A 22375-nucleotide genomic window follows, 5' to 3' on the forward strand; every position below is an offset into this window, starting at 1 on the left:
CTGATTAATCTTTACTCGGTCTCTTCTTCAAGTGTAAAAACCGTACCGTCATCACGCGTCAATGTCTTATTTTCCGGATCAAATTCAAATACGATTTTTTTCTTAACAATGCCCTTTCCAGGGTAAGCTGTAGAAGTCGTTAATTCTACTTGATTATCCTTGATTTTTAAGTCTTGTTCGTGTCGTTTAACTTCAAAAAAACCATCTTTGATACGCCCATAGCTCACATTGTCTAATGTAACAGAAAAGCTTTTGTCCATTGTATACCCCATTAATTATCGTTAATTTTGGGAAAACAAATGTCATAAATACCACCTAGAATTACGCTATGAAAACCTATGACGTAATTCATATATATACCATAGCTCCAATCCACACTACGCGCTGACAAACTCAACCCCATTCAAGGCTATCAATAACCGGCAGAAGGTCAGCCAACGGCGGTCTATGCGTGTACCGCGCCGATATTCCTAAACTCTGACTAAGAGAATGACCAACGATGAATTGCACAAATGATTGATTATTAGTTGTTATTGTATTCGATATGAAAGTATGCCGTATGGAATGAATGCGTCTCTTAAGACCGAAATCATCATTATCAGGGATGCCCAACTGGCCCAACAGCTTTGTTAACGTCTGCGTGATGACGGGATACTCTGGCAAATCAAAGATCAAATCGTCCTGAGATTTAGTTTTAACGTGCTGGCGCAACTGCTGTTCAATAGACTTATGCACCGGCACCTGTCGTACTGCGTGATCGGTTTTCCCGGTCTCAATAAAAATATACCAGCGGCCTGTATCCTTATCTTTCCTTAGATTCTTTTTCCGAAGCACTGCTATCTCGCTTCTCCTAGCTCCTGTATAGCATAATGTTTTGAAATATAAGGACAAGTCATCCGGAAGAGTATCAAACCCACCCATGAGCAATTTCATTTCTCCTTTGCTATAACTCCCATACCGCCGTTCCGTCGCTTTAAACGTCACTCCCTCAGTGGGGGATATAGTCAATATATCTTTGAAATCCTTGAGATAAACTTTAAAGAATCCTTTGTAAATTTTAAGATGCTTGCCTACGTTGGCAGGGCTAATTAAGTCCTCCTCGGGAACATCAAATTCTATAAGTTCTCTAAGGGTCATTCGACTATAGGGCAAGCGGGTTCTGACTGGCATCTGAGTTGCAACGGTTACAACGTCACGAATATTTTGCTTGGTTACTTCATCAACTGGCTTCTCGCCTATGACCGCCAAAAGCAATTCAAAATGACGATTATTCTCTCGTGCAACAGGTTTCGACCAGCCCGCACCCTTCTCCTTGATAAACATGCTCCATGCATCTGATAACAAGAGTTTATTTTCTATCTTGTTTTGCTGTACTGGAGCTTGGATAAATGGAGAATTAGCGGTCTGCCTGTTTGATGGCAGTTGCTTTTTAAGCTGTTCAACGGTGCGTTGATAACCCACGATATCGTGGCTGTAATAATCCTGATAAGCCTTGTATAACAACGAACGAGACATATCCATCCTCGCCGCCGCCTGCTCTATCTCCTGCTCATGACCTGTAGGGTCAATTGATTGTTTTCGCAGAATTAAGGCTATAGCTTCATCGGTAAGAGATTCCCCATCAATCAGGGGATTAACAACAGCATCGTGATATCCCTTTGCCTCATCAACACTTTTTTGATGATTAGCGTCGATAGGTTGGCCCATTTGGCGTGCAATCTTACCCAGCTGTGTGATCCGTTCCGCTTCCCCAATATCACTTTCTAAGCATCGATATAAAAATGTATCTAGGTCAGTCTGAGTCATTTCACGCAGCCCCCGCCGCCCGCGCCTTGAATGCTTCTAGCGTCATTGTGCCGGATTGAACAAGGGGGATATAGGGATTTAACCGTGACATTGTAACTTCAGCTTGACGGGCGCTATCAGTGTCTAGGGATAGCCGGATTGTCTTACCAGCTTGGGTTCGGAAGTTGGTATAAAAAACGCCATTTCTGAGAACTGTGTGTGACAGTTTTGGTGACTTAGATTTTGCCATGCCTGTGTACCATAGTTATGTACAATCAATGGGTTATATGATTCACACACACAACTTTCTGATAAATAAGGCTTTAAAAGTGTGACAATCGCACCTTCACAGGCGTCGAATGGTGGCTTTCGCCATAATTTAGTAAGCTTATCAGTAACTTAACTGAAAGATAGGGGGCTATTTTACACTATGGTCCCGCGGATCACAATCCATAGTTTACGGTGACGGGGGCGGCGGTGTAAAAACGCCGCCGGCCGGCCGTTAAAGGAAGGGGGAAACATCCCCGACGCCTTCACGCACCACCACCGGCGTGTCGTCGGTCAAATCGATTACCGTCGTCGGCTGCTGGCCGAGAAAACCGCCGTGAATCACCAGATCCACCTGTTTGCCCAGATGATCCTTGATCATTTCCGGGTCCGATTCCGCAAAATCGTTGCCGGGCAGCATCAGTGTGGTGGACATCATCGGCTCGTCCATGGTTTCGAGCAACGCCAGGGCAATGGGGTTGCTCGGCACGCGCAGACCGATGGTCTTGCGCTTGTCGTTCATCAGCCGCCGGGGGACTTCCTTGGTGGCTTTGAGAATAAAGGTATATTTGCCCGGCGTATTGTTTTTCATCAGACGGAACGCCTGGTTATCCACATGGGCATAGGTGGACAGTTCGGACAGGTCGCGGCAGACCAGGGTAAAATTATGGTTGCCGTCCAGCTGCCGGATGCGGCAGATGCGCTCCATGGCGGTTTTATCCTCCAGACGGCAGCCGAGGGCGTAGCCGGAATCGGTGGGGTAGACAATAACCGCGCCCTTGCGCAGCAGATCGACGGTTTGGTTAATTAACCGCGGCTGCGGGTTTTCCGGATGAATGGTAAAAAACTGACTCATTGTGACTCCTTATATAGTCTGGCGGGAGAACACCCCCGGCATACCGCGATTATCCTTCTGACAAGCCTTCTGCTACCGCCGACCGGCCGACCGGCCAATCGCGCCATATCGGCTCCACGCCGCCCGGCAGCCAAAGTTTACGGCCAAGCTCGATCCAGGCGCAGGGCTGGTGAAAATCGGATCCCTGGGAGGCCAGCAGCCCGCGCTCGCGCGCATACCCCGCCAGCGCGGTTTTTTCCTGCGGCGACTGCTGGCACATGGCCACTTCGATACCGTCGCCGCCCGCGTCGGTAACATGGTCCAGCAGGCGTTTAAGCCATTTGGTCGACAGCTGGTAGCGGCCGGGATGGGCCAGCACCGCCTGTCCGCCCGCCTGGTGGATGGCGCCGACCGCTTCCTCGATTGTACACCACTGCGGCGGCACATAGCCGGTTTTACCCTTGGACAGGTATTTTTTGAATACCTTGGTCACGTTATCGGCGGCGCCGATGCTGACCAGGTAACGGGCGAAATGGCCGCGCGTGACCAGTTCATCCTGGGCCAAACGGCTGGCGCCCAGCCAGGCGTCGTGAATACCGGCGCGTTCCAGCCGCTCGGCGATGGCATGGGCCCGGGCCAGGCGCCTTTCCCGCTGGGCGCGCAGAAGCCCGTCCATGGCCGGATGCGCGTCATCGATACCGAGGCCGACAATATGGATCTCATGGTTTTGCCACTGGGTGGAGACTTCCACTCCGGCCACCAGCGTGAGGGGCAGCGCGCCGTCGTCGATCGCCTGCCGCGCCCCGGCGAGGCCGGCCACGGTATCGTGATCGGTCACGGCCAGCACGTCGACGCCCATGGCCACGGCGCGCGCCACCAGATCCGCCGGCGAAAGCTGGCCGTCGGAGGCGGTGGTATGGCTGTGCAGATCGTATAGGGTCAGCAACGATGATTTAACGTAGATCTCAGTCAACGATAGGCTACCTTCCAAAATGAATGTTCCTATCATAACGTCAAATGCCCGTGAATCGAACCTGTTAAATATTTAACTGTTTTTAAGCGGTGACTGTTGACATTTCATTGCTGAACTAGTTTACTAGTACACATTAAGACAACCAATGAGAATCTGACGATGATAACCTTAACCGTGGTAACGCTTCGCTGGTGGCGCACTTCCCTTTAGCGGGTGGTGTTATCATGCGTCGCTGTCGTCGGACAGAGCAAGATCCCTACTAACCCGCCTTTCAAGCGGGTTTTTTTATGGGCGATAATCAGGGAACACACTATGCAAGCCACACAACCTCAATTAGAACTGCTGCAGGCCACCGCCACTTATCGCGACGATCCTACCGCGATGTTCAACCAGCTTTGCGGCGCCCGACCGGCCACCTTGCTGCTGGAATCGGCCGAAATCGATAATAAGCAAAACCTGCAAAGCCTGATGGTGCTTGACAGCGCCATGCGCATTACCGCCCTCGGCCAGCGGGTTACGCTGCAGGCGCTGACCGCCAACGGCGCGGCGCTGCTGCCGCTGCTGGACGCCGCGCTGCCGGCCGGGGTTGAGGTGAACGCCCATCCCAGCGGCCGCGAGCTGGTGTTTCCGTCCGTCGGCAACGACATGGATGAGGATGCGCGGCTGCGCGGCCTGTCGGTATTCGATTGCCTGCGCCTGCTGCTGACCCTGGTGCCGGCGCCGGCGGATCAGCCGGATGCCCTGTTCCTCGGCGGCCTGTTCGCCTATGACCTGGTGGCGGGTTTTGAAACGCTGCCCGCGCTCAGCCAGGGGCAGCGCTGTCCGGATTTTTGCTTCTACCTGGCGGAAACCCTGCTGGTACTTGATCATCAGCAGCGCACCTGCCGGCTGCAGGGCAGCCTGTTCACTCCTCTGGCCGGCGAAAAACGCCGTCTACAGGCGCGCATCGAGCAGTTGCAGCATCAGTTGCAGCAGGCGCCGGGGCCGATCCCCCATCAGGTGATCGACAGCATGACCCTGGAAACCGATCGCAGCGACGAGGAGTTCGGCCGCATCGTGACCAGCATGCAGCAGGCGATCCGCGCGGGGGAAATCTTCCAGGTGGTGCCTTCACGGCGTTTTTCGCTGCCCTGCCCGTCGCCGCTGGCCGCCTACCATACTCTGAAAGAGAGCAATCCCAGTCCCTATATGTTCTTTATGCAGGATAACGATTTTACCCTGTTCGGCGCCTCGCCGGAAAGTTCGCTGAAATACGATGCCGCCAACCGGCAGATAGAAATTTATCCCATTGCAGGTTCCCGTCCGCGCGGGCGCAGGCCGGACGGCACGCTGGATCGCGATCTGGACAGCCGTATCGAGCTTGAAATGCGCACCGATCATAAAGAACTGGCCGAACACCTGATGCTGGTCGACCTGGCGCGCAATGATCTGGCGCGCATCTGCGAACCCGGCAGCCGCTATGTCGCCGATTTGACCAAGGTCGATCGCTACTCCTTTATCATGCACCTGGTTTCGCGGGTGGTCGGCACCCTGCGCGCCGATCTTGACGCGCTGCACGCCTACCGCGCCTGTATGAACATGGGCACGCTGAGCGGCGCGCCCAAAGTGCGCGCCATGCAGCTGATTGCCAAGGCCGAAGGCACGCGGCGCGGCAGCTACGGCGGCGCCATCGGCTATTTTACCGGCAGCGGCCTGCTGGATACCTGTATCGTTATCCGTTCGGCCTATGTCGAGGACGGCATCGCCACCGTACAGGCCGGCGCCGGCGTGGTGCTGGACTCGGTGCCGCAGGCGGAAGCCGACGAAAGCCGCAATAAAGCGCGCGCGGTGCTGCGCGCCATCGCCACCGCACATCATGCCAGGGAGGTGTTCTGATGGCTGATATCCTGTTACTCGATAATATCGACTCCTTTACCTACAACCTGGTGGATCAGCTGCGCGCCACCGGCCACCGGGTGATGGTGTACCGCAACCAACTGCCGGCGCAGACCATCATCGGGCATCTGATGGCCATGGATAATCCCATACTGATGCTTTCCCCCGGTCCCGGCACCCCCGCCGCCGCCGGCTGCATGCCGCAGTTGCTTACGCGGCTGCGCGGACAGATGCCGATTATCGGCATCTGCCTCGGCCACCAAGCGATTGTGGAAGCCTACGGCGGCTACGTCGGCCAGGCCGGGGAAATCCTGCACGGCAAGGCGTCCCTTATCACCCATGATGGCGCCGGCATGTTCGCCGGCATGCCGAACCCGCTGCCGGTGGCGCGCTACCACTCGCTGGTGGGCAGCGAAATCCCGGCGGGACTGACGGTCAATGCGCACTTTAACGAGATGGTGATGGCGGTGCGTCATGACGCCGATCGCGTCTGCGGTTTTCAATTTCATCCCGAATCCATCCTGACCACCCAGGGCGCGCGGTTGCTTAACCAAACCCTGGACTGGGCGCTGGCCTGAACGATAGGAACCTGATCATGCAACAGATATTGGAAAAACTTTACCGCGCCGAGCGCATCAGCCGCCAGGAAAGTGAACAGCTTTTCAGCCTGATTATCCAGGGCGGGCTGGAACCGGCGCAGTTGGCGGCGGCGCTGATCAGCATGAAAATCCGCGGCGAGCATCCGGATGAAATTGCCGGCGCGGCCACCGCCCTGCTGGCGGACGCCCTGCCGTTCCCGCGCCCTGATTATCCTTTTGCCGATATCGTCGGCACCGGCGGCGACGGCAGCAACAGCATCAATATTTCCACCGCCAGCGCCTTTGTCGCCGCCGCTTGCGGCGCCCGGGTGGCCAAGCACGGCAACCGCAGCGTGTCCAGCCGTTCGGGCTCCTCGGATTTGCTGGCGGCCTTCGGCATCCGGCTGGATATGCCGGCGCAAGCGTCGCGCCAGGCGCTCGACGAGCTGGGAGTATGCTTTTTGTACGCCCCCCAGTACCACACCGGTTTTCGCCATGCCATGCCGGTGCGCCAGCAGTTGAAAACCCGCACGCTGTTTAACGTGCTCGGGCCGCTGATTAACCCCGCCCGTCCCCCGCTGGCGCTGATCGGGGTCTACAGCCCGGAGCTGGTGCTGCCCATCGCCCAAACGCTGCGGGTGCTGGGCTATCAGCGCGCAGCGGTAGTCCATGGCGGCGGCATGGATGAAGTGGCGCTGCACGCGCCGACGCAGGTGGCCGAACTCAATGAGGGCGAGATCGCCAGCTATCAATTGACGCCGGAGGATTTCGGCCTGCGGGAACAGTCAATGGACGCCCTGCTGGGCGGCTCGCCGGAAGAAAATCGTGACATTTTGGCGCGGTTGTTACAAGGTAAAGGCGAACATGCCCATGAATTCGCCGTTGCCGCCAATGTCGCCTTGTTATTAAAACTATTCGGCCAGGAGAATCTGCGCGAAAATACCCAACAGGCGCTGGCGGCCATCCGCGGCGGCGGCGCCTATGAACGTGTTGTCGCGTTGGCGGCCAGAGGATAAGACATGCAGGATACGGTACTGACAAACATTGTCGCTGATAAAAAAGTATGGCTGGCCGAGCGTAAGCAACGCCAGCCGCTGGACGGGTTCATCGACGACGTGCGCCCCAGCACGCGCAGCTTCTATCATGCCCTCCAGGGTTCGCGCACCGTGTTTATCCTCGAGTGCAAAAAAGCATCGCCGTCCAAGGGCCTGATCCGCGAGGATTTTGACCCGGCCGCCATCGCCGGCGTGTACAAACACTACGCCGCCGCCATCTCGTGCCTGACCGACGAAAAATACTTCCAGGGCAGCTTTGATTTCCTGCGCCAGATTAGCCAAGTAGTACCCCAGCCGGTGCTGTGCAAGGATTTCATCATCGATCCCTACCAGGTTTACCTGGCGCGTCATCATCAGGCGGACGCTATTCTGCTGATGCTGTCGGTGCTGGACGACGACACCTACCGTCAGTTGGCCGCCCTGGCGCACAGCCTGGAAATGGGCGTGCTCACCGAGGCGATAACCGAAGAGGAGTGCCGGCGCGCCCAGGCGCTCGGCGCCCGGGTGGTGGGCATTAACAATCGCGATCTGCGCGATTTATCCATCGATTTAAACCGTACCCGCCGCCTGGCGCCCCTGCTGCCGGGAGTGACGGTGATAAGCGAATCCGGCATTACCGCCTATCGCCACGTCAGGGAACTGAGCCATTTCGCCAACGGCTTCCTGATCGGCAGCGCGTTGATGGCGGAACCGGATCTGGACGGCGCGGTGCGCCGGGTATTGCTCGGCGAGAATAAGGTCTGCGGACTGACGCGTCCCGAGGATGCCAGGGCGGCATATGACGCCGGCGCGCTCTATGGCGGCCTGATTTTTGCCGCCTCGTCGCCAAGGCGTGTGGATATCCCGCGCGCCCGCGCGGTGATGGCCGGCGCGCCGCTGCGCTACGTCGGCGTATTCCGCGACGCCGCCATCGAGGAGGTGGCAGGCAGCGCCGCCGCGCTGGCGCTGCATGCCGTACAGCTGCACGGCGACGAGGACCAGGCCTATATAAGCGCCCTGCGTCTGGCGCTGCCTTCCGCCTGCCGTATCTGGAAAGCCCTGGATATGCGGACCCATGCGCCGGCGCGGGATTTTAGCGCGGTGGATCGTTATCTGTTCGATAATGGCGGCGGCAGCGGTAAACCCTTTGACTGGTCGCTGCTGGACGGACTGCGTCTGGATAACGTCATGCTCGCCGGCGGGCTGGCGGCGGATAACTGCGTGGCCGCCGCGCAATTAGGCTGCGTTGGGCTGGACTTCAACTCCGGCGTTGAAAGCGCCCCGGGTATTAAAGATCACCATAAACTGGCTACGGTATTTCAGACGCTGCGCGCCTATTAATCGATTGCCCAGATCAACAAGAGACAGGAACGCATGACACTATTAAATCCCTATTTCGGCGAATTCGGCGGCATGTATGTGCCGCAGATCCTGGTACCGGCGCTGCTGCAACTGGAGGACGCCTTTGTCAGCGCGCAAAGCGACCCGGCATTCCAGGCGGAATTCAGCGATTTGTTAACCAATTATGCCGGCCGCCCCACGCCGTTGACCCTGTGCCGTAACCTGACCGCGGGCACCAAGACCAAACTGTATCTTAAGCGCGAGGATCTGCTGCACGGCGGCGCGCACAAAACCAACCAGGTGCTCGGCCAGGCCCTGCTCGCCAAGCGCATGGGAAAAACCGAAATCATCGCCGAAACCGGCGCCGGTCAGCATGGCGTGGCTTCGGCGCTGGCCTCCGCGCTGCTGGGGCTGAAATGCCGCATTTATATGGGCGCCAAGGATATTCAGCGCCAGGAGCCCAACGTGTTCCGCATGCGTCTGATGGGCGCGGAAGTGATCCCGGTGCACAGCGGCTCCTCGACGCTAAAGGACGCCTGCAACGAAGCGCTGCGCGACTGGTCCGGCAGCTATGAGCGCGCCCACTATATGCTGGGCACCGCCGCCGGTCCGCATCCGTTCCCCACCATCGTGCGCGAATTCCAGCGCATGATTGGCGAGGAAACCAAGGCGCAGATGCAGGAACGGGAGCATTGCCTGCCTGACGCGGTGCTGGCCTGCGTCGGCGGCGGGTCCAACGCCATCGGCATGTTCGCCGATTTTATCGATGAGCCGTCGGTACGTCTGATCGGCGTCGAGCCGGGCGGCCTGGGCATCGAGACCGGCCAGCACGGCGCGTCGCTCAAACACGGCCGCATCGGCATCTATTTCGGCATGAAGTCGCCGATGATGCAATCCTCCGACGGGCAGATAGAGGAATCCTATTCCATTTCCGCCGGCCTGGATTTCCCTTCCGTGGGTCCGCAGCATGCCTATCTGGACAGTATCGGCCGCGCGGAATACGTCTCGGCGACCGATGAGGAGGCCCTGGATGCGTTCAAGGCCCTGTCGCGCCATGAAGGCATCATCCCGGCGCTGGAATCCTCGCACGCGCTGGCGCACGCGCTGAAAATGATCAAGGCGGAGCCGGACAAGGAGCAGATCCTGGTGGTCAATCTCTCGGGCCGCGGCGATAAGGATATTTTTACCGTGTACGATATATTAAAAGCGCGAGGAGAAATGTAATGGAACGCTATCAGCAACTGTTTACCACGCTGCACAGCCGTAAAGAAGGCGCCTTCGTGCCCTTCGTCACGCTGGGCGATCCTAATCCCGGCCTGTCGCTGAAAATTATCGATACCTTAATCGAGGCCGGGGCCGACGCCCTGGAACTGGGCATTCCGTTTTCCGACCCGCTGGCGGACGGCCCGACCATCCAGAACGCCACCCTGCGGGCATTTGCCGCCGGGGTGACGCCGGATCAGTGTTTCGAACTGCTGGCCACTGTCCGGCAGAAATACCCCGCCATACCCATCGGCCTGCTGATGTACGCCAACCTGGTGTTTAACAAAGGTATCGATGCGTTTTATGCCCGCTGCGCCGAGGTTGGCGTGGATTCGGTGCTGGTGGCCGACGTGCCGCTGGAAGAGAGCCTGCCGTTCCGTACCGCCGCCATGCGCCACGGCGTGGCGCCTATCTTTATCTGCCCGCCCAACGCCGATAAAGACCTGCTGCGTGAAATCGCCTCCCACGGCCGGGCTTACACCTATTTATTATCCCGCGCAGGCGTAACCGGCAGTGAAAACCAGGGCCATGTGCCGCTGGCCCATCTGGTGACGACGCTTACCGAGTTCCATGCCGCGCCCGCGCTGCAGGGTTTCGGTATTTCCGAGCCGTCGCAGGTGCGCGACGCGCTGGCGGCGGGCGCGGCCGGGGCCATTTCCGGCTCGGCCATCGTCAAGATTATCGAGCGCAACCTGGAAGACCCGGCCGCCATGCTGACGCAGTTAAGCACCTTCGTCAGTAAAATGAAGGCCGCCACGCGCGGTTGATTTGAAAAAAATCATTTTATCCACAACACTCTAATGGCGGCGTATCAATTACGCCGCCATCCTGTAAGATGCGGGTGATATATTATAATAAATAATTCAAATCCAAGGAGAAAAAATGAAAAACTGGAAATCCCTTACGACACTTGCAGCAACCGCAATCGTCGCGGCCGTGCTGGCCGGCTGCGCGCCGACCGCCAAGACCGAAGGCACCGGCGGGTATATTGACGACACCGTGATCACGACCAAAGTGAAAACGCAGTTGCTTGCCGATGACCATTTAAAGGGCACCGAAATCAACGTCGAAACCTTTAAGGGCCGGGTGCAGTTAAGCGGTTTCGCCAGCTCGATGGCCGACGCCAACCGCGCCGTGACCATTACCCGCGGCGTCAAGGGCGTGCGTTCGGTGGAAAACGACATCAGTATCAAATAATCCCGTTGCCGGCGGCGCGCACGCGTCGCCGGCACGGTTTCAGATCCGCACCCTCGTTTTAGAAGCGATAGCCGACGCCGAACATAAATACCCAGGGATCGATTTGCGTATGCACTGATTGCTGCTGGCCGCCGGCCTTGAAACGCACGTCGGTGTCGATATCCATATACCATACCGACATATTCACCAGCCAGTTTTCATTGACGTTATAATCCAGCCCCGCCTGGCCGGCGATGCCCCAGGAGTGCTTGACGCTTAAATCGCTCAGTCCGGCGTCCTGCCCGGTTTGGTTAAAGTGCGCGTCGTAGAAGGTGGTATAGTTGATGCCCACCCCGAGGTATGGCCGCAGTTTATCCGGGGCGTCGCCAAAATAATACTGCGCCATCAGGCTTGGCGGCAGTTGTTTAACCGAGGCGATGTCGCCGGTGCTTTTCAGCCCGACATGGTGCTTGAAGGGCGTTGCCGCCAGCAGCTCCACGCCGATATTGTCGGTGATCAGATAACTGAACGTCAGGCCGAGCTGGGTGTTGTTATCCACGTTAAACTCGCCCATCCCCAGCACGTTATCCGAACTTTCACTCGGCCGTACCGTGGCGCTGCCCGCGCGAACAATAATATCACCCGCCTGATGCGCCTGCGCCGTTGCCGACAGCAGCGCGGCCGCCGCCGCCAAGCCCATAACACACTTGTTCATGTCCCGCTCCTTGTTGAGATAATGCCTTTGCCACGCAAAGTTGATTCAGTTCACAAATGTTACTTTGGCACATCGTAGGGTAAATTTGAGCTGAACCTTGTTTATCATGTTTTATACCAAGGGATTGACTTGATTGAGATTGATCCAAATCAACCAGGACCGAAACAGGACAAAAAAAATACTTTGGCCCGGGCAGTTGCTTTCCCGCGCACCGGGCGTAAGTTAACAGACAGGCAAATCTGATTCGGCGCCGTGGAGTCGGCGGGTGACACGATGAGCGATAACAGTAATCCCTGCATGAGCTGCGGCGCGTGTTGCGCGTGGTTCCGCGTATCCTTTTATTGGGCCGAGGGCGATGACGGCGGCGGCCCGGTGCCCCATGCCTTAACTGAACCCCTTACCCCTTTCTTACGTTGCATGCGCGGCACCAACGAGCGGACGCCGCGTTGCCATGCCCTGGCGGGCGAGGTGGGTAAAGCGGTCCGTTGCACCATTTATGCCGGTCGTCCCTCGCCCTGCCGGGAGTTTGCCATGGCCGGCGACGGCGGGCGGCCCAACGACGCCTGCGATCGCGCCAGGGCGCATTACGGCCTGCCGCCGCTCGCAGCGCCCGCGCAGACGCTTATTAGGGTGGAAAATCAGCATCATCATGTCGCGGGGTGCCCTCCGGGGCATTAACAGGGTAGAATACCGGGCTGATAATTTAGAACGTTCTGCCAAGGAGCTCTACATGCCAATTATGGCAAGTACCCTGTATCGCGACATGTTGAATTTTACCCGTAACCAGTTTACCAGCATCATCCTGCTGGCCCTGCTGGCGGCGCTGATTAGCGTGGTGCTCGGCCATGCCTTATCGCCCAGTAGCGATCAGCTGGTCATCCTGAGCGCCGACGGTCCCGACATGGCCGACTCATCCAGCCTCAGCCTGCAGGAACTGGTGCAGCAAATGACGCCTGAACAGCAAAAAGTGCTGCTGAAAGCCTCTGCGGCGGGCACTTTCGCCGGTCTGGTGGGCAACGTCATCCTGGCCGGGGCGCTGTTGACCATGATTCGCCTGGTATCCGACCGGCAGCCGGTCAGCGTGCTGCGCGCCATCGGGCTGTCCGCGCCCATCCTGCCCCGCCTGCTGTTATTGGTATTTATTACCACGCTGCTGGTGCAACTCGGGCTATTATTGATTGTGATACCGGGGATCCTGATTGCCATAGCGTTCAGCATGGCGCCGGTGATTGCCGCCAGCGACAATCTGGGCGTATTCAAGTCGATGCGCCTGAGTAGTAAACTGGCTTTCGCCAATGTACGGCTGGTTGCCCCGGCGGTGCTGGTATGGCTGCTGGCCAAGGCGGCGGTATTATTGCTGGCGGCACAGTTTACCCAGGTGTCGTCGCTGGTGGCCGCGGTGCTGCTTAACGGCTTAAGTAATATTATTTCCGCACTGTTGCTGATTTACCTGTATCGCCTGTATATGTTGCTGCGCCAGGCCTGAAACCAAGCCGGCGTCACTTAACCAACCACGGATTTTTTTATGAAGCAGTTTCTGGATTTTCTGCCGTTAGTGGTGTTCTTTGTCTTTTATAAGCTGTACGACATTTATATTGCCTCCGGCGCGCTGATTGCCGCGTCGGCGCTGGTGCTGATTTATACCTGGATCCGCTACCGGAAAGTGGAAAAAGTCACCTTGCTGACGTTTATCATGGTTGCCATCTTCGGCTCACTGACGATGTATTACCATAACGCCGAATTCATCAAATGGAAGGTCACGGTCATTTACGGCCTGTTCGCCATTGCGCTGCTGGTCAGCCAGTTCATGCTGGGCAAGCCGCTGATTCAGCGCATGCTTGGCAAGGAACTGACCCTGCCCGAGCGCGTCTGGAACAATCTTAATATTGCCTGGGCGCTGTTTTTCCTGGGCTGCGGCGCGGCGAATATCTATATCGCCTTCTGGCTGCCGCAAAACGTTTGGGTGAATTTCAAGGTGTTCGGCCTGACCGGCCTGACGCTGGTATTCACCCTGTTAAGCGGGGTGTATGTCTATCGTCATATGACGGAAGACCAGAAAAACTCCCGTTGATCCCCCGGTCCGCCGCGGGGCGGACCGATGTCAAACCAAGCGGAACCCCTGATGAGCGACAATCCTTTTTTACCTTCCGGCGAGCTGGTGCTGCGCACGCTGGCCATGCCCGCCGACACCAATGCCAACGGTGATATTTTTGGCGGCTGGCTGATGTCGCAAATGGATATGGGCGGCGCTATCCTCGCCAAGGAAATAGCCGAGGGCCGAGTGGTCACGGTGCGCGTCGACGGCATGACGTTTTTGAAACCGGTGGCGGTGGGGGACGTGGTCTGTTGTTACGCCCGCTGTACCGGCACGGGCAACAGTTCGCTGAGCATTAACGTGGAAGTCTGGATCAAAAAAGTCTCTTCCGCCCCCATCGGCCAGCGCTACCGCGCCACCGAAGCGGCTTTCACCTATGTCGCGGTGGACGACGAAGGCAAGGCGCGTCCCCTGCCCGACGGCAAGCGCCACTTCGCCCCCGGCGGCGCTTAGCCGCCCGTTTTGCCCCAGGCGGCGGCCCGTGCCGGGCCTTGCGCACACCGCGGCCCGGCCTAGCTGCTGCTGACGCCCGACAGCTTAAACTCGATGGTCGTGGTCTGGTTTTTGCCCGGTTTGCCGCTCTGGTAGCGCCAGCGCCGGATCACCTGGCGAATTTCGCGCTCGAACATATTGCGCGGCGTGGCGGAGATGATACGCAGGTTTTCCACCTGGCCGCTATCATCGACATCAAACTGGATCTTCACCGTTCCCTCGATGCCCAATGCCCTGGCGCGCTCAGGGTAGCCCGGTTCCGGGCGGCTGATGGCTTTCGGGCCGGTATCGGCCACCGGTGCGGACGGCGCCGGCGCGGGCGCCGGAGCGGCACGTACGGGCGCCTCACGGGGCGGAGCGGCGAGCGGTGTCGGTTCGGCGCGCGGCTCGGTCACCTTGGGCCTGGGTTTAGCCGCTTCTTTATGCACCGGCTTGGGCTTGGGCAGGGGTTTCGGCTGCTGTACCGGCGCGGGAGGCTCAGGCGCGGGGATGGGATCCGGTTCGCGCACAGGCTCCGGGGCGGGTTCGGGCGCAGCCGTCGGCTCAACCTCGGGCGGTTCCACCGGCGGCTGCGGCGGCGCGGCCACCGGCTCAGGCTCCGGCGCCACCAGCGTAACGCTCATCGGCTGCTCAACCGCGGTCGGCGCGGTTATCTGGTTTACCGACGTATACAGCAATCCCGCCACCAGCGAGGTATGCAGCCCTGCGGACAAGACAAACGGCCACGAAAATCGACGGGTCGGTTTCAAAATTATCAACGCCATATCAACAAAAGTTTCAGTAAAGGTGAAGTTTAAATGCAAATAGCAATCATATTCAATAACTCAAAACAAACTCTTGCCAGGTTAACAGGATAAACCGGCAATTATCCCTGTCTGAACAACCGTCAGCGGCCAGGAAAATTTTTTCATTGCGCCGCGGGGTTCAATGTCTTAACGTAAATTACTTGAAATGAATCCATTCCTTTGGGAGTAATGCCCTTGCTCTATGTTATCTATGCTGAAGACGTGCCCGGATCCCTGGAAAAACGCCAATCCGTACGCGCCACTCATGTCGCCCGGCTGCAACTGCTACGTGATGAGGGTCGTTTACTGACGGCGGGCGCGCTGCCGGCGATAGACAGTAACGAACCCGGGGCGGCGGGATTCAGTGGCTCCACCATTATTGCTGAATTTGATTCCCTGGAAGCGGCGCAGGCATGGGCGGATGCCGACCCGTATGTCGCCGCGGGTGTTTATAAGCAGGTGCAGGTTAAACCCTACCGTAAAACCTTCTGATTATTACCCTATTGCATCCCGGCGCCGCCACGCGGCCCGGGCGTGAAATAACGGCTGATTGCCCGCTAGGTTAATTTACCCGGCGGCAAAACCCATCAATCATTATCTAAGCTTATCATTTATCCTCTCTATTAAGGAGGCTGCGCCAACGGATTTACCGGCAAACAACGCCATTATTTTCTTTGTTGGCCAGACCTGGATATCGCCGGGGCTATATATAATGCGTGCCAACCCCTGCCTTCGGTGAATTTGCTTTTCCCTTAATGCTATTTTTTTTCTGCCGCCTATTTTGGTCGCCTCATTATTATTTTGCTTGTTACTTAACGCCGACTAATACTTAACGGCAATTAATCAACGTAACGGCTATTAACCCCTTAAAATTGATAGAAATTACCGTGATCGTCCCGGCATATCATTATCATTTAGGAATTATCTTAGTATAAAAAATAACCAACATTTAATCAGACTCTTACCGGCCAAGACAGCATAAATATTCAGTTAATACGCGCCAGGGCGCCAATATCCGGTTTGTAGGCGCCGGCAATTTCTAATACTTTGGAATTGCTGTACTCCCCGTTAAGAAGTTAACAACCGGAGGTAAGTATGTTGAAGAAAATCTTTATGGCACTACTTGTTATGTCCGCCGCCGGCACCGGTACTGCTTTTGCAGCCGGCGCCGCGGGAACCACGGAAGCGGCTACGCAAAGCGCTTCCGGTGCCGCGACGGTCACCGATCCGGGATTGGTTTCCGGCTCGGTGGCCGCCATGGCATCCGCCAGCGACCCGGAAGGCACTGGGACGTCTACGTCGACGTCGACATCAACGACCACCGCCACACAGTGACAGAGACATCATAAGGAAAGGGATAATCCTGATTAAAACCGTAATAAGGAACTCAAATACGGTAAACCGGCCAAAAGCCGGTTTTTTTATCGCTGTTATTTAGCGCGGATCACAGACCATAAGACGTTACGGAAAAGAGCAACGAACGGCGCTGCTGTTTCAACTGAAGATGCCGCAAACGCGTCAGATGCCGATAGGTGCGGGACTGTGCTTCCACCCACTGGCTACGCCGGCGCTGCGCCTGCCTTAACATGCGCCAGCGGCTGACTTCATTTCTGCTTCTTTTCATGGCACGAACGGACTCTTACCGGATAATAAGGGCGCCATTATAAACCATTTTCCCGGACTGCCAAGGCTGTAACGCCGGCGCGGCGGACTGGTAAAGGGCGCGCGCGGGGCGAAAAAATTTCCTCTTTTCGCCCCGTATGCGTACACTCATGCTTAACGCCTTGCGAACAGGATTTTTCGCCTCTATGACAACTTTTTATACTGTAATCAACTGGCTAATAGTATTCGGCTATTGGTTGCTGATCGCAGGTGTCACCCTGCGGGTGTTAATGAAGCGGCGCGCGGTCCCCTCCGCAATGGCCTGGTTATTGGTTATCTATATCCTTCCCCTGGTGGGCATCATCACCTACCTGCTGTTCGGTGAACTCAACCTGGGCAAGCGCCGCGCGGAACGGGCCAAGGCCATGTGGCCGTCCACGGCCAAGTGGATGCATGACCTCAAGCAGTGCACGCGGATTTTCGCCACCGAAAACAGCGAAGTCGCCCGCTCCCTGTTCAAGCTGTGCGAGTTACGCCAGGGTATGGGCGGACTGAAAGGCAACCAGCTGCAGCTGCTTACCGGTACCGACGCCACCCTTAAAGCCTTGATCAGGGATATCGGACTGGCGCAGACTAATATCGAGATGGTGTTTTATATCTGGCAGGCCGGCGGCCAGGTGGACCAGGTGGCGGAGGCGCTGATGGCGGCCGCCAGGCGCGGCGTGCGCTGCCGTGTGATGCTCGATTCCGCCGGCAGCGTCGCGTTTTTCCGCACCCCCTACCCGGCCATGATGCGTAACGCCGGCGTCGAGGTGGTGGAAACGCTGCACGTCAGCCTGCTGCGTGTCTTTCTGCGGCGCATGGATTTGCGTCAGCACCGCAAGATGGTGCTGATTGATAATTATATTTCGTACACCGGCAGCATGAACATGGTCGATCCGCGCTATTTCAAGCAGGATGCCGGCGTCGGGCAATGGATCGACCTGATGGCCAGGATGGAAGGCCCGGTGACGACCGCCATGGGCATTATCTATTCCTGCGACTGGGAAATCGAGACCGGTGAGCGGGTGCTCCCACCGCCGCCCGATGTCAATATCATGCCGTTTGAACAGGCGACGGGACATACTATCCAGGTCATTGCCTCCGGCCCCGGTTTCCCGGAAGGCATGATCCACCAGGCCCTGCTGACCTCAATTTATTCCTCGCGGCAGCAGTTAATCATGACCACGCCCTATCTGGTGCCGAGCGACGATCTGCTGCACGCCATTTGCACCGCGGCCCAGCGCGGCGTGGACGTGCATATCGTGGTGCCGCGCGATAACGACTCCCTGCTGGTCGGCTGGGCCAGCCGGGCCTTTTTCGCCGAACTGCTGGAAGCGGGCGTCAATATCCATCAGTTCGAGGGTGGCCTGCTGCATACCAAAAGCGTACTGGTGGACGGCCAGCTCAGCCTGGTCGGCACCGTCAATCTCGACATGCGCAGCCTGTGGCTCAATTTTGAAATTACCCTGGTGATTGACGATGATGACTTCGGCAGCGACCTGGCGCGGGTCCAGGAGGATTATATCGCCCGCTCCCGGCTTATCGACCCGCAGGTCTGGGCCAAACGCCCCTACTGGCAACGCATTGTCGAGCGCCTGTTCTACTTTTTCAGTCCATTGCTGTAAATTTAGCGAAGGCCATGATGTAATAGCGCCATGCAACGCCCTTGATGCCTCCGTGATACCCACACAGGACCCCGGTTATGGATTTGGACAATCGCCTGACAGATGATGAAACGCTGGAGCAGGCTTATGATATTTTTCTTGAACTGGCGCCGGATAACCTTGATCAGGCCGATCTGATTCTTTTTAATCTGCAGTTTGAACAACGCGGCGCGGCTGAGCTGTTTGACCCGTCGGAAGAATGGCACGAGCAGGTGGATTTTGACCTCAATCCGGATTTTTTCGCTGAAGTGGTTATCGGCCTGGCGGATGAAGACGGACAGGAGGTCAACGACGTTTTTGCGCGCATGCTGATCTGCCGCGATAAAGCGGAAAAAATCTGCCATATCCTCTGGAAAGAATAACTTCACAAGTGCCGCATGACATGCCAGGTCCGTTCTAGGCTGGGGGATTTCTGTTGCCGTGGCGGGGGTTATGCCGCTGCGATAGGGTTTATGTTGCCGTGGCGGAGGTTATGCCGCCGCGATAGGGTTTATGTTGCCGTGGCGGAGGTTATGCCGCTGCGATAAGGTTTATGTTGCCGTGGCGGAGGTTATGCCGCTGCGATAAGGTTTATGTTGCCGTGGCGGAGGTTATGCCGCTGCGATAAGGTTTATGTTGCCGTGGCGGAGGTTATGCCGCTGCGATAAGGTTTATGTTGCCGTGGCGGAGGTTATGCCGCTGCGATAAAGTTTATGTTGCCGTGGCGGAGGTTTCGCTTGCCGTGCGTTCGGTGGTTATATGCAGTGCCGGGTGCCGGCAAGCGACAAAGAGGCCGTACCGCGACGGCCTCCTTGACCTCCGCGCGCCCGGCAGGTCGCGCGTCGCTGCGCGATGCCTTCCGCCGCCCATGCCCCCGTGATGCACCGGCCCGGTTAGCGCTCCCGGCGCCACCGGGCCTTTCGCCGCTCCCGGCGGCTCATGCCGGGGGCACTGGCGCCGTCAGCGCGCTTTATGCCGGGACATATGTCGCTGTTGGCAATGTATTTTCTGAAGCGATAGCGGCGCTTTTGCTTGGATAGAGTTTGGCGTCGGGATAGGATTGACGGTTATGGGATGCAACGCGTATGGAAAAAAGCAGCTGGCACAGCGAAAAGCAGGTCATACAGACATGGAGTCATGCAGTAAGGCGGTAGAGCCGTCATGTAATAAGGCAGTAAGGCATTCATCATTCAGTTTTAAGTTTTAAGTTTTAAGTTTTAAGTTTTAAGTTTTAAGTTTTAACAGTAAGCAGTAAGCATTAGCCATTAGCCATTAGCCATTAGCCATTAGCCATTAGCCATTAGCCATTAGCCATTAGATTGTAGACTTTAGCCCAAATTGGATGCTGATATTTTTCCCGGTAAACGCATACCGCTGAGAACCCTAAAACATTAATTTACTCACAGACGATGGTGTTGACGTGGTGCCGGCATAGAGTGCGCCGGCGGCGCGCATCGCGGCTGGATGAGCCGCCGGGAGCGGCGAAAGCAAAGGGCGCGCCGGGAGCGCGTCCCGTGCGGTCCAAAAGACGGGATGGGTGATGCCGGGAACCGCGCAGCGGCGCACGGTCTGCCGGACGCGCGGAAGTCAAGAAGGGTGGCGCGAACCACCCTTCTTGTCGCTTGCCGGCACCGGGCAAGACATAAAACAACCTAACGCACGGCAAGCGAAACCCTCGCCGCAGCGGCATAAGTCTCCCCCCAACCACCAGCGAAACCCTCGCCGCAGCGGCATAAACGTGGCGACATCCATCCGGCGCACCAAAATCACCAGACCATATCATTGGTACGCCCGCTGGCACCCTGCTGGCGAAAAGTGGGTTTTATTCCCGATTATTGCGCCAGTTGGCTCACATCCACCTTAATGCAGGAGCACGCATGCCGAAAACTGCCCTGCAGTATCGGCCGCGTCACCGCGCACGCCTCGCCGGCAATCGGGCACCGGGTACGGAACACACACCCCGACGGCGGATTGATCGGCGACGGCAAATCCCCTTCCAGCAGTTGAATGGCCTTATTACGTTCCTTATCCGGATCCGGTATCGGCACCGCCGACATCAACGCCTTGGTGTAGGGATGCTGAGGATTATGATACACCTGATCATACGTACCCAACTCCACCGCGTGGCCCAGGTACATCACCAGCACCCGATCGGAAATATGCTTCACCACCGCCAGATCGTGGGCGATAAAGATCAGCGACAGCCCCATCTCACGCTGCAGCTGCTGCAATAAATTCACCACCTGCGCCTGGATCGACACGTCCAGCGCCGACACCGGCTCGTCGCAAATCACCAGCTTGGGTTCAAGTATCAGCGCGCGGGCGATGCCGATACGCTGACACTGCCCGCCGGAAAACTCATGCGGATACCGATTGATAAGATTCGGCAACAGCCCCACCTTCAGCATCATGTTGCGCACCTTGTCTTTCACCAACTGGCGCGGCATCTTCGGATGATAGGTATGCAACGGCTCGGCGATGATATCGCCGATGGTCATGCGCGGATTAAGCGAGGCCAGCGGGTCCTGGAAAATCATCTGGATATCGTTACGCGTCTCGCGCCACTCATCGCTGCTCATCCCCTGCAATTCCTTGCCCAGCCAGGCGATACGCCCGCTGGTGGATTTCACCAGGCCAATCAGCGCCCGGGCAAAGGTCGATTTGCCACAGCCCGACTCGCCCACCACCCCCAGCGTTTCTCCCTCGTACAGCCGCAGGGACACGCCGTCGACCGCCTTTAGGCTCTTGGCCGGTTGCCAGAACCACTGTTTATCGCCTTTCACCTCGAAATACACTTTCAGGTTTTCGACATCCAGCAGCACCTTTTTATGTTCGTCCATGGCATTCATACCAATTCCTCCAGGGGCTTATAGCAGGCGCGCAGACGCTCCGTGGCGAACCGCTCAAGGGGCGGCATGTTGACGCAGATATCCATGGCGTAAGGACAGCGCGGCTGGAACGGACAGCCCTCCGGCAAACGCAGCAGATTGGGCGGATTGCCGGGAATGGTCACCATCATGGTGGAACCGTCGGCATCCAGCCGTGGCACCGCCGACAGCAGGCCGATGGAATAAGGATGGCTGGGCTGGTAAAAAATATCGCGCGCCGTACCGTATTCCATGGTACGGCCCGCGTACATCACCAGCACGCGATCGCAGATGCCGGCCACCACACCCAAATCGTGGGTAATCATGATGATGGCGGTGTTAAACTCGCGTTTCAGATCGTTTAGCAAGGTCATGATCTGCGCCTGGACGGTGACATCCAGCGCGGTGGTGGGCTCATCGGCTATCAGCAGTTTCGGCCGGCACAGCAGCGCCATGGCGATCATCACCCGCTGACGCATGCCGCCGGAAAACTCATGGGGATACATCCGCATCCGCTTGCGCGCCTCGGGCATTTTTACCGCGTCGAGCATACGCACCGACTCTTCAAACGCCTCATGCTTGCTGATTTTTTTATGCATCAACAGTACTTCAATCAGCTGTTCGCCCACCCGCATATAAGGATTAAGCGACGTCATCGGATCCTGGAAAATCATCGAGATTTCCGAGGCGCGTAGTTTGTTCAGCTGCTTCTCCGGCAGGTTGAGAATTTCACGGCCATTAAAGGCGGCGGAGCCCTCAATACGCCCGTTGGCGGCCAGCAGTCCCATCAGGGCAAACGCGGTCTGAGACTTACCCGAGCCGGACTCGCCGACAATACCCAGCGTTTCCCCGGCCCGCAGGGTAAAGTTCAGGTCGTTAACCGCGGTCACATCGCCGTCGGCGGTGGCGAAGGTCACGCGCAAATCCTTAACGGTCAGCAATGCCGGCGCGGGCGCAGCCGACGCCAGGGAGGGCGTCGGCGTTTTTGGGTCGATTATGCTCATCAC

At 57.3% G+C, this 22375-nt stretch carries 22 protein-coding genes, 1 pseudogene and 1 other annotated feature; of the genes and pseudogenes, 14 read left to right on the forward strand and 9 right to left on the reverse strand.

Annotation, left to right across the window (positions count from 1 at the left end; translation table 11 throughout):
* Positions 1-11 precede the first annotated feature (11 nt).
* The 4 genes from ACL2XF_RS09230 to rnm all read right to left on the reverse strand — a co-directional run bounded on the left by ACL2XF_RS09230 (position 12) and on the right by rnm (position 3860).
* On the reverse strand, positions 12-260 hold the full coding sequence (locus ACL2XF_RS09230; RefSeq protein ID WP_413728487.1) for a hypothetical protein: 249 nt from the start codon (positions 258-260) through the stop codon (positions 12-14).
* Positions 261-393: 133 nt separating this feature from the next.
* Positions 394-1806 carry a tyrosine-type recombinase/integrase gene (locus tag ACL2XF_RS09235; RefSeq protein WP_413728488.1) on the reverse strand — a complete coding sequence of 471 codons (1413 nt, stop codon included), beginning with the start codon at positions 1804-1806 and terminating at the stop codon, positions 394-396.
* A 481-nt stretch (positions 1807-2287) separates the two neighbouring features.
* Positions 2288-2908: an L-threonylcarbamoyladenylate synthase gene (locus ACL2XF_RS09240; protein ID WP_410015226.1), complete on the reverse strand. Its 621-nt coding sequence runs from the start codon at positions 2906-2908 to the stop codon at positions 2288-2290.
* Positions 2909-2957: 49 nt separating this feature from the next.
* Positions 2958-3860: an RNase RNM gene (gene rnm / locus ACL2XF_RS09245; RefSeq protein ID WP_410015227.1), complete on the reverse strand. Its 903-nt coding sequence runs from the start codon at positions 3858-3860 to the stop codon at positions 2958-2960.
* Between the two features lie 183 nt (positions 3861-4043).
* Positions 4044-4149, forward strand: a sequence feature (Trp leader region).
* 23 nt (positions 4150-4172) lie between these two features.
* On the opposite strand from rnm, the gene ACL2XF_RS09250 reads away from it, so the two are divergent.
* The 6 genes and pseudogenes from ACL2XF_RS09250 (at position 4173) to ACL2XF_RS09275 (ending at position 11148) form a co-directional block, all read left to right on the forward strand.
* Entirely contained in the window at positions 4173-5735 is a 1563-nt protein-coding gene (locus ACL2XF_RS09250) for an anthranilate synthase component 1 (RefSeq protein ID WP_413728489.1), read from the forward strand.
* Positions 5735-7329 (forward strand): annotated as a pseudogene (gene trpD / locus ACL2XF_RS09255) (bifunctional anthranilate synthase glutamate amidotransferase component TrpG/anthranilate phosphoribosyltransferase TrpD). Before ACL2XF_RS09250 ends, trpD begins: the two are co-directional and overlap by 1 nt.
* A 3-nt stretch (positions 7330-7332) precedes the next feature.
* Positions 7333-8688 (forward strand): bifunctional indole-3-glycerol-phosphate synthase TrpC/phosphoribosylanthranilate isomerase TrpF, encoded by a 1356-nt coding sequence (gene trpCF / locus ACL2XF_RS09260; protein WP_413722784.1) that lies wholly within the window; start codon positions 7333-7335, stop codon positions 8686-8688.
* Positions 8689-8721: 33 nt separating this feature from the next.
* Positions 8722-9912: a tryptophan synthase subunit beta gene (trpB, locus tag ACL2XF_RS09265; protein WP_410015230.1), complete on the forward strand. Its 1191-nt coding sequence runs from the start codon at positions 8722-8724 to the stop codon at positions 9910-9912.
* Positions 9912-10718, forward strand: a complete 807-nt coding sequence (trpA, locus tag ACL2XF_RS09270; protein ID WP_413722783.1) for a tryptophan synthase subunit alpha — start codon at positions 9912-9914, stop codon at positions 10716-10718. The genes trpB and trpA overlap by 1 nt, the downstream gene beginning before the upstream one ends.
* A gap of 115 nt (positions 10719-10833) precedes the next feature.
* The gene (locus ACL2XF_RS09275; protein WP_410015232.1) at positions 10834-11148 is read left to right on the forward strand and encodes a BON domain-containing protein; all 315 of its coding nucleotides are present in this window, start codon (positions 10834-10836) and stop codon (positions 11146-11148) included.
* 58 nt (positions 11149-11206) lie between these two features.
* Here the strand turns inward: ACL2XF_RS09275 and ompW are convergent, their stop codons facing one another.
* On the reverse strand, positions 11207-11842 hold the full coding sequence (gene ompW, locus ACL2XF_RS09280) for an outer membrane protein OmpW (protein WP_413728490.1): 636 nt from the start codon (positions 11840-11842) through the stop codon (positions 11207-11209).
* A gap of 273 nt (positions 11843-12115) precedes the next feature.
* Here ompW and ACL2XF_RS09285 point away from each other — a divergent pair, with 273 nt between their 5' ends.
* From ACL2XF_RS09285 to yciA, 4 genes are read left to right on the forward strand one after another with little or no spacing between them, the layout of a single operon-like run.
* Positions 12116-12520: a YkgJ family cysteine cluster protein gene (locus ACL2XF_RS09285; RefSeq protein WP_410015234.1), complete on the forward strand. Its 405-nt coding sequence runs from the start codon at positions 12116-12118 to the stop codon at positions 12518-12520.
* A gap of 52 nt (positions 12521-12572) precedes the next feature.
* Positions 12573-13328 (forward strand): YciC family protein, encoded by a 756-nt coding sequence (locus ACL2XF_RS09290; RefSeq protein ID WP_410015235.1) that lies wholly within the window; start codon positions 12573-12575, stop codon positions 13326-13328.
* Positions 13329-13367: 39 nt separating this feature from the next.
* On the forward strand, positions 13368-13913 hold the full coding sequence (locus tag ACL2XF_RS09295) for a septation protein A (protein ID WP_410015236.1): 546 nt from the start codon (positions 13368-13370) through the stop codon (positions 13911-13913).
* A 51-nt stretch (positions 13914-13964) separates the two neighbouring features.
* Complete coding sequence (yciA, locus tag ACL2XF_RS09300) at positions 13965-14390, forward strand: acyl-CoA thioester hydrolase YciA (RefSeq protein ID WP_413722781.1); 426 nt, start codon at positions 13965-13967, stop codon at positions 14388-14390.
* Positions 14391-14449: 59 nt separating this feature from the next.
* Here yciA and ACL2XF_RS09305 read toward each other — a convergent pair whose 3' ends face one another.
* Positions 14450-15193 (reverse strand): energy transducer TonB, encoded by a 744-nt coding sequence (locus ACL2XF_RS09305; protein ID WP_413722780.1) that lies wholly within the window; start codon positions 15191-15193, stop codon positions 14450-14452.
* 216 nt (positions 15194-15409) lie between these two features.
* Between ACL2XF_RS09305 and ACL2XF_RS09310 the strand changes: the two genes are divergently transcribed.
* Positions 15410-15706, forward strand: coding sequence for a YciI family protein (locus tag ACL2XF_RS09310; protein ID WP_410016555.1), 297 nt, complete (start codon positions 15410-15412; stop codon positions 15704-15706).
* A gap of 621 nt (positions 15707-16327) precedes the next feature.
* On the forward strand, positions 16328-16549 hold the full coding sequence (locus ACL2XF_RS09315; protein WP_410015239.1) for a hypothetical protein: 222 nt from the start codon (positions 16328-16330) through the stop codon (positions 16547-16549).
* Positions 16550-16658: 109 nt separating this feature from the next.
* Here ACL2XF_RS09315 and ACL2XF_RS09320 read toward each other — a convergent pair whose 3' ends face one another.
* Positions 16659-16838 carry a YciY family protein gene (locus ACL2XF_RS09320; protein WP_410015240.1) on the reverse strand — a complete coding sequence of 60 codons (180 nt, stop codon included), beginning with the start codon at positions 16836-16838 and terminating at the stop codon, positions 16659-16661.
* A gap of 184 nt (positions 16839-17022) precedes the next feature.
* Here ACL2XF_RS09320 and cls point away from each other — a divergent pair, with 184 nt between their 5' ends.
* Positions 17023-18483, forward strand: a complete 1461-nt coding sequence (gene cls, locus ACL2XF_RS09325) for a cardiolipin synthase (RefSeq protein ID WP_410015241.1) — start codon at positions 17023-17025, stop codon at positions 18481-18483.
* 77 nt (positions 18484-18560) lie between these two features.
* Positions 18561-18884, forward strand: coding sequence for an HI1450 family dsDNA-mimic protein (locus tag ACL2XF_RS09330; protein ID WP_410015242.1), 324 nt, complete (start codon positions 18561-18563; stop codon positions 18882-18884).
* Between the two features lie 1449 nt (positions 18885-20333).
* Here ACL2XF_RS09330 and oppF read toward each other — a convergent pair.
* Together oppF and ACL2XF_RS09340 are read right to left on the reverse strand one after the other, a co-directional pair.
* On the reverse strand, positions 20334-21350 hold the full coding sequence (gene oppF, locus ACL2XF_RS09335) for a murein tripeptide/oligopeptide ABC transporter ATP binding protein OppF (protein WP_410015243.1): 1017 nt from the start codon (positions 21348-21350) through the stop codon (positions 20334-20336).
* Positions 21347-22372, reverse strand: coding sequence for an ABC transporter ATP-binding protein (locus tag ACL2XF_RS09340; RefSeq protein ID WP_413728491.1), 1026 nt, complete (start codon positions 22370-22372; stop codon positions 21347-21349). The genes oppF and ACL2XF_RS09340 overlap by 4 nt, the downstream gene beginning before the upstream one ends.
* Positions 22373-22375: the final 3 nt, after the last annotated feature.

Origin of the sequence: Sodalis sp. RH19 (assembly GCF_047324215.1) — a bacterium.
In the GTDB taxonomy this organism is placed as follows: Bacteria; Pseudomonadota; Gammaproteobacteria; order Enterobacterales; family Enterobacteriaceae; genus Acerihabitans.